The sequence below is a fragment of the Arthrobacter sp. Cr_A7 genome, assembly GCF_029222765.1.
GTDB lineage: Bacteria > Actinomycetota > Actinomycetes > Actinomycetales > Micrococcaceae > Arthrobacter.
Window position 1 is genome coordinate 1 of the sequence record NZ_JARHXQ010000264.1, and the last position, 6,573, is coordinate 6,573.

The following is a 6,573-nucleotide window of genomic DNA, read 5'->3' on the forward strand; positions in this document are numbered from 1 at the left end:
GGCGTAGCCTTCCCACTTGCTGGCCTGGTGCTCGCCGTCCACGAAGCGGATGGTCCCGGATTTGGAACGCATCACGATGGACTGGGTCAAGACCTTGTCCTTGGAGTAGCGGACGCCCTTCAGGAGGTCACCGTCGGTGATGCCGGTGGCAGCGAAGTAGCAGTTGTCGCTGGAGACGAGGTCGTTGGTGGACAGGACGCGTTCCAGGTCGTGGCCGGCGTCGATTGCCTTCTGCTTTTCTTCGTCGCTGGTGGGCCACAGCCGGCCCTGGATCACGCCGCCAAGGGACTTGATGGCACAGGCCGCGACAATTCCTTCGGGGGTTCCGCCGATGCCCATCAGGGCGTCGACGCCGGTTCCGGAGCGGGCGGCGGCGATGGCACCGGCAACGTCTCCGTCCATGATGAACTTGGTGCGGGCGCCGGCCTCACGGATTTCCTCGACCAGCGGGCGGTGGCGGTCGCGGTCCAGGATCATGACGTTGAGCTGGTTCACCTTCACGCCCTTGGCCTTGGCGATCAGGTGGAGGTTCTGCTTCACCGGCAGGCGGAGGTCCACCATGTCGGCGGCTTCCGGGCCGGTGACGAGCTTCTCCATGTAGAACACGGCTGAGGGGTCGAACATGGAACCGCGTTCTGCCACGGCCAGGACCGCCAGCGCGTTGTTGATGCCCAGCGCGGTGAGCCGCGTTCCGTCGATGGGATCGACGGCCACATCGCATTCGGGGCCGGTGCCGTCACCGACGCGTTCGCCGTTGAACAGCATGGGGGCTTCGTCTTTTTCGCCTTCACCGATGACCACAACGCCGTTGAAGTGGACCGTCTGCAGGAAGGAGCGCATGGCGTCCACGGCAGCGCCGTCCGCCGTGTTCTTGTCGCCGAAACCCACCCAGTGTCCGCCGGCGATTGCCGCAGCTTCGGTAACCCGGACAAGCTCGAGGGCAAGGTTGCGGTCCGGCTCATCGTTGCCCACAGCCAGGGACGGTGAGATCGTGGAGTACTTCTGGGTCATGGACGCTGGTGACACGTGAACCTCTTCTTCGAGTGGCGATCATTGAACCCGCCCAGCCGGAACAGCCGGTCGGTGATTCCTCTACTTCCGATCATAGTCGCGCTTATAGCTCCCGGGACGGCGGATGACGCGGGTGCGCAATGTGCGGGAACGGAGCGGCCGGGCACCCGAGGGCGCCGAATAGAACTTGCGTCCCCGGATGGGCGACTATAGAGGGGTGAATGACATGCAGGAAAAGACCAGTCCCAGCCCCGAGCCGGCCGGATCCGCCGGCAGCCAGGGCGCAGGTGGAACGGGCGCGGATGCCCCGGTTAAGCCTGTCATTCCGGCCGCAGCGGCCAAACGTGCCAACGCTTCGGTGATCGGCATGATCATCGCCCTCGTGGTGAGCATCGCCGCGTTCCTGCCGATCATCCTGATGAACCCGCTGCCCAAAAGCGACGGCTACCGCCCGGACATCGACGTCGCGGCGGTCTCCAGGAATGCCGCGGATGTGGCGGGATTCACACCGGCGGCCCCCGACACGGGCGGCGCTTTCAGGCCGAACTACGCACGGTGGGAAGCGGGAACCGGCAGCGGGGTGCCCACGTGGGAGGTCGGCTTCCTGACACCCAAGGATTCGTTCATCGCCCTGGTGCAGACCACCAAGGCCAACCCCACCTGGCTGCTGCAACAGACCCGCAACGCGCCAGTCACCGGCTCGCGCAACGCAGGCGGCCAGGAGTGGGAGCTCCGGGACACCGGCAAAGGCGAGAAATCCCTGGTCCTCGACCACCGCGGAACTACCGTCATCCTGTCCGGCGCCGCCGAACTGGACGAGTTCGCCACCCTCGCTGACGCCGTCGTGAAGTCCATCGACAGCAATCCTGCCGTCACAGTTTCACCTGCGGCCACCACTGCCCCCTAAGGTAAGCAGGGTGACTACCTACCTGACTCCCGCACTTGCCTGGCGCCGCCTGCGCGAAGGAAATGAACGCTTTGTCAACGGTGAAACTTCCCACCCCAACCAGGACGCATCCCGCCGGTCCTCATTGGTGGAGAACCAGCACCCCTTCGCCGTGATTTTCGGCTGCTCGGATTCGCGCCTGGCCGCCGAGATCATCTTCGACGTCGGACTGGGTGACGTATTTGTGGTGCGGACCGCAGGCCAGGTGATTGACGACGCCGTCCTTGGCTCGCTTGAGTACAGCGTCGGTGTGCTCGGGGTCCCCCTGATCGTTGTCCTGGGCCACGACAGCTGCGGTGCCGTCTCCGCCACCAAGTCTGCCGTGGAGACCGGACAGATGCCCACCGGGTTCATCAGGGACCTTGTGGAGCGGATCACCCCGTCCGTCCTCACCTCGCTGCGCAACAACGAAACCGGGGTCAACGACATGGTGGTGGAACACGTGAAGCAGACCTCGCAGCGTCTGGTGGACAGCTCACGTGTGATTTCCGACGCAATCCAGGAAGGGCGGACTGCCGTCATCGGCCTGTCCTACAGCCTTGCGGAGGGCCGCGCGAACCTTGTTTCGGGAATCGGCGAGCTCTAGAAGGCGCCGAAAAGCCGCGCTGCCGGGACCCGTAGCATGCTCTTCACGGTTTTCGGTGGCGCGGCTGATCGCCCTAAGCTAACCCCATGACTTCCACTGAAGAATTCCGCATTGAACACGACACGATGGGCGAAGTCCGCGTCCCCGTGAACGCACTGTACCGTGCACAGACGCAGCGTGCAGTTGAAAACTTCCCCATCTCCGGCAAGACCTTGGAACGCGCCCACATCGAGGCCCTCGCCCGGGTCAAGAAGGCAGCGGCCCAGGCCAACGCTGAACTTGGAGTGCTCGACGGCGAGCTGGCCAAGGCGATCGCGGAGGCTGCCGATGAGGTAGCCACCGGCAAGTACGACGGCGACTTCCCCATCGACGTCTTCCAGACCGGTTCCGGCACGTCCTCGAACATGAACACCAACGAGGTCATCGCCGAACTGGCAACCCGGTCCCTCAAGGCTGCCGGAAGCGAGAAGGTTGTCCACCCGAACGACCACGTCAACGCCTCCCAGTCCTCGAATGACGTGTTCCCCACGTCCGTGCACGTGGCCGCAACCTCGGCCCTGATCAACGACCTCATCCCGGCCCTCGGCTACCTGGCCGAATCCCTGGAGCGCAAGGCCGTTGAGTTCAAGGACGTCGTCAAGTCCGGCCGCACCCACCTGATGGACGCCACCCCGGTCACGCTGGGCCAGGAATTCGGCGGCTACGCAGCACAGGTGCGCTACGGCATCGAGCGGATCAACGCTTCGCTCCCCCGCGTTGCCGAAGTTCCGCTGGGCGGCACCGCTGTTGGAACCGGCATCAACACCCCCGCAGGCTTCCCGGAGCGTGTGATCGAGCTCCTCGCCACGGACACGGGCCTGCCGCTGACCGAGGCCCGCGACCACTTCGAGGCACAGGCCAACCGCGACGGCCTCATCGAAGCGTCCAGCCAGCTGCGCAACATCGCCATCTCCTTCATGAAGATCAACAATGACCTGCGCTGGATGGGCTCCGGCCCCAACACCGGCCTCGGCGAAATCGCCATCCCGGACCTGCAGCCCGGCTCCTCGATCATGCCCGGCAAGGTCAACCCGGTCATCTGCGAGGCTTCCATCATGGTTGCCGCCCAGGTCATCGGCAACGACACCGCCATCGCCTGGTCCGGCACGAACGGCGCCTTCGAATTGAACGTCGGCATCCCGGTCATGGCCTCCAACCTGCTTGAATCCATCCGCCTGCTGGCCAACACCAGCCGGGTCATGGCCGACAAGATGATCGACGGCATCACGGCCAACGTGGAGCGCGCCCGCTTCCTGGCCGAGGCCTCGCCGTCCATCGTGACGCCGCTGAACAAGTACATCGGCTACGAAAACGCCGCCAAGATTGCCAAGACGGCCGTGGCCGAAGGCCTCACCGTCCGCCAGGCCACCGAGAAGCTCGGCTTCGTCGGTGACGGTGAAGGCAAGGTCTCCGAAGCCGACCTCGACAAGGCCCTGGATGTCACCACCATGACGTCCCCGGCCCACAAGGCCTGACACCCGCAGCAAGTACGACGGCGGCCGCCCACCTTCCCAGCGAAGGCGGGCGGCCGCCGTCGTTTAAGGCAGGTTGGCGCACCTTCGGCCTCAGGGCCGTCCCGCCGTCGTAGGCACGCAACTTTGCACTCTGGCTCTATCAGTGCAAAAATGTACTCCATGGAAGAAAGTGCAGTTATTGAGGGCGGGCTCCGCGAACGGAAGCGCGCCGCCACACGTGCAGCCATCACTGCCGCCGCACGGGCACTGACCGCAGAACATGGCCTCAACGGCTATACCGTGGAGGAAGTATGCGAGCGCGCCGACATCTCCCGCCGCACCTTCTTCAACTACTTCCCCACCAAGGAAGACGCGATCATTGGCCACGCGGACGATGACATCCCCGCGGACGTCATCAAGGAATTCATTGAGGGCGGCGCCTCGTCTCCGCCCGGTGAAATCTCCCCCACCCTGTTCCAGGACCTGGTGCGGCTCTCCCTGCGGCTTTCCGAGGGCATGGCCGGCTCCGAGGAGGACACCCGGCAGCTGATCGGCGTGATCAAAAAAGAGCCCCAGCTGATCCTGAGGATCATCGGCATCACCGAGCAGCGCGAGGCGCAGTTCGCCCGCGACGTCGCCCGCCGGGAAGGCGTGGCCGCGGACCATCCCGTGGTGCAGATGGCCGTGGTGTTGCTTGGCACCATCGCCCGCAAGAGCAGCATGGCCTACTTCTCCGACGGCAACACCCGCCCCTACGCCGACCTGCTGATGGAAAACATCACGGCCGCCAGCACGCTCTTCTCCCAGCCCCTCGGACACCCTGAAACCCCCGCCGCAGAAGGACAACCATGAGTATCGCCACCAAGCCGCCAGCGGGCCCCCTGCTGCTGACGCAGAAACGCATCTGGATCATCTTCTCGGCGCTGATCGCCGGGATGCTGCTGTCCAGCCTCGACCAGACCATTGTCTCCACCGCCATGCCCACCATCGTGGGCAAGCTCGGCGGGGTGGAACACCAGGCCTGGATTACGACTGCCTACCTGCTGGCCACGACCATAGTGATGCCCATCTATGGCAAGTTCGGCGACGTCCTGGGCCGGCGCAACCTCTTCCTGATAGCCATCGCGTTATTCACGCTCGCCTCGGTTGGCTGCGCCCTCGCCACCGATTTCTGGGGCTTTGTGATCTTCCGCGCCATCCAGGGCCTGGGCGGCGGCGGACTGATGATCCTCTCGCAGGCGATCATTGCCGACATCGTGCCCGCCAAGGACCGCGGCAAGTACATGGGCCCGCTCGGCGCCATCTTCGGCCTCTCCGCCGTGGCCGGTCCCCTGCTGGGCGGCTTCTTTGTGGACCACATGACCTGGGAATGGGCCTTCTACATCAACATCCCCATCGGCATCGCCGCTTTCGCCATCGCCTGGTTCACCCTGACGCTTCCCAACAAGAAGGCCGAAAAGCGGATCGACATCCTGGGCGTTGTTTTGCTCTCCGCCGCCACCACGTGCCTCATCTTCTTCACCGACTTCGGCGGCAAGAAGGACGAAGGCTGGGATTCCCCGTTGACCTGGGCCTTTGGTGCCGGGCTGCTGGTCTCGGCTGCCGCCTTTGTTATGGTCGAGCGCCGCGCCGAGGACCCCATCATTCCGCTGAGCCTCTTCCGGAACCGCATCTTCGTCAACGCCACGGCCATCGGCTTCACCCTGGGCCTGGGCATGTTTTCGGCGCTGGCCTTCGTGCCCACCTTCCTCCAGATGTCCTCCGGTACTTCGGCAGCGGAATCGGGCCTGCTGATGCTGCCGATGATGGCGGGCCTCATGGGCACCTCCATCTACTCGGGCATTCGGATCTCCAAGACCGGCAAGTACAGGATGTACCCCATCCTGGGTGCAGCCCTCACCATGGCGGCCATGCTGTGGATGACCACCCTTGCCGCTGCCACCCCCATCTGGGTCATCTGCGTCCAGCTGTTCTTCTTCGGGGCAGGGCTCGGCCTGATCATGCAGGTGACAGTCCTGGTGGTGCAGAACTCCGTCCCGGCCGGCCAGATCGGCACCGCCACCAGCACCAACAACTACTTCCGCGAGGTAGGAGCCGCCATGGGCGTGGCCGTGTTCGGCGCGATTTTCACCAACAGGCTGTCCGAGTCCCTTACCAGTGCTTTCACCGGCGCCGGCGCATCTGCTGAACAGGCGGCACAGTCCACCAGCACCCTGGATCCGCATGCGCTCACCCAGCTCCCGGAGCAGCTGCGTGATGCCGTGGTCAACGCCTACGCAGACTCCCTTGCCCCGGTGTTCTGGTACCTGCTGCCCTTTATCGCCGTGGCCCTGCTGCTGGCCATCACGCTCAAGCAGATCCCGCTCTCGGACACCGCCGGGATGGTGGCGCGCGGTGAGGCGGTCGGCGGTGAGGAAGCCGAGCTTCTTGCCGCCGGGCTTGCCGGCCAGGCCGGAAACAGCGTGAGGGACGACGACGGCGAGCTGGTCTCCCAAGGCCGCTGACCGCCGTCGTACTCCCCTCCGCCGTGGCCGGGA

General features: G+C 64.9%; 6 protein-coding genes. 5 read left to right on the forward strand and 1 reads right to left on the reverse strand.

The window, feature by feature from the left end; translation table 11 throughout:
- A partial coding sequence (glpX, locus tag P2Q66_RS15615; RefSeq protein WP_275729592.1) for a class II fructose-bisphosphatase occupies positions 1-1,011 on the reverse strand: 1,011 nt, incomplete at its 3' end.
- 226 nt (positions 1,012-1,237) lie between these two features.
- On the opposite strand from glpX, the gene P2Q66_RS15620 reads away from it, so the two are divergent.
- The 5 genes from P2Q66_RS15620 to P2Q66_RS15640 all read left to right on the forward strand — a co-directional run bounded on the left by P2Q66_RS15620 (position 1,238) and on the right by P2Q66_RS15640 (position 6,540).
- Positions 1,238-1,918 carry a DUF4245 domain-containing protein gene (locus P2Q66_RS15620; RefSeq protein WP_275729593.1) on the forward strand — a complete coding sequence of 227 codons (681 nt, stop codon included), beginning with the start codon at positions 1,238-1,240 and terminating at the stop codon, positions 1,916-1,918.
- 10 nt (positions 1,919-1,928) lie between these two features.
- Positions 1,929-2,543 carry a carbonic anhydrase gene (locus tag P2Q66_RS15625; protein ID WP_115524367.1) on the forward strand — a complete coding sequence of 205 codons (615 nt, stop codon included), beginning with the start codon at positions 1,929-1,931 and terminating at the stop codon, positions 2,541-2,543.
- An 86-nt stretch (positions 2,544-2,629) separates the two neighbouring features.
- Positions 2,630-4,057 carry a class II fumarate hydratase gene (locus P2Q66_RS15630; protein WP_275729587.1) on the forward strand — a complete coding sequence of 476 codons (1,428 nt, stop codon included), beginning with the start codon at positions 2,630-2,632 and terminating at the stop codon, positions 4,055-4,057.
- A 159-nt stretch (positions 4,058-4,216) separates the two neighbouring features.
- Positions 4,217-4,888 carry a TetR family transcriptional regulator gene (locus P2Q66_RS15635; RefSeq protein WP_275729589.1) on the forward strand — a complete coding sequence of 224 codons (672 nt, stop codon included), beginning with the start codon at positions 4,217-4,219 and terminating at the stop codon, positions 4,886-4,888.
- Positions 4,885-6,540, forward strand: a complete 1,656-nt coding sequence (locus tag P2Q66_RS15640) for an MDR family MFS transporter (protein ID WP_275729590.1) — start codon at positions 4,885-4,887, stop codon at positions 6,538-6,540. Before P2Q66_RS15635 ends, P2Q66_RS15640 begins: the two co-directional genes overlap by 4 nt.
- Positions 6,541-6,573 lie beyond the last annotated feature (33 nt).

Excerpts from the sequence above, each read along its gene's own strand:
- P2Q66_RS15620 (WP_275729593.1), top strand. The coding sequence starts at position 1,238 with ATGCAGGAAAAGACCAGTCCCAGCCCCGAGCCGGCCGGATCCGCCGGC.
- P2Q66_RS15630 (WP_275729587.1), top strand. The coding sequence starts at position 2,630 with ATGACTTCCACTGAAGAATTCCGCATTGAACACGACACGATGGGCGAA.
- P2Q66_RS15635 (WP_275729589.1), top strand. The coding sequence starts at position 4,217 with ATGGAAGAAAGTGCAGTTATTGAGGGCGGGCTCCGCGAACGGAAGCGC.
- P2Q66_RS15640 (WP_275729590.1), top strand. The coding sequence starts at position 4,885 with ATGAGTATCGCCACCAAGCCGCCAGCGGGCCCCCTGCTGCTGACGCAG.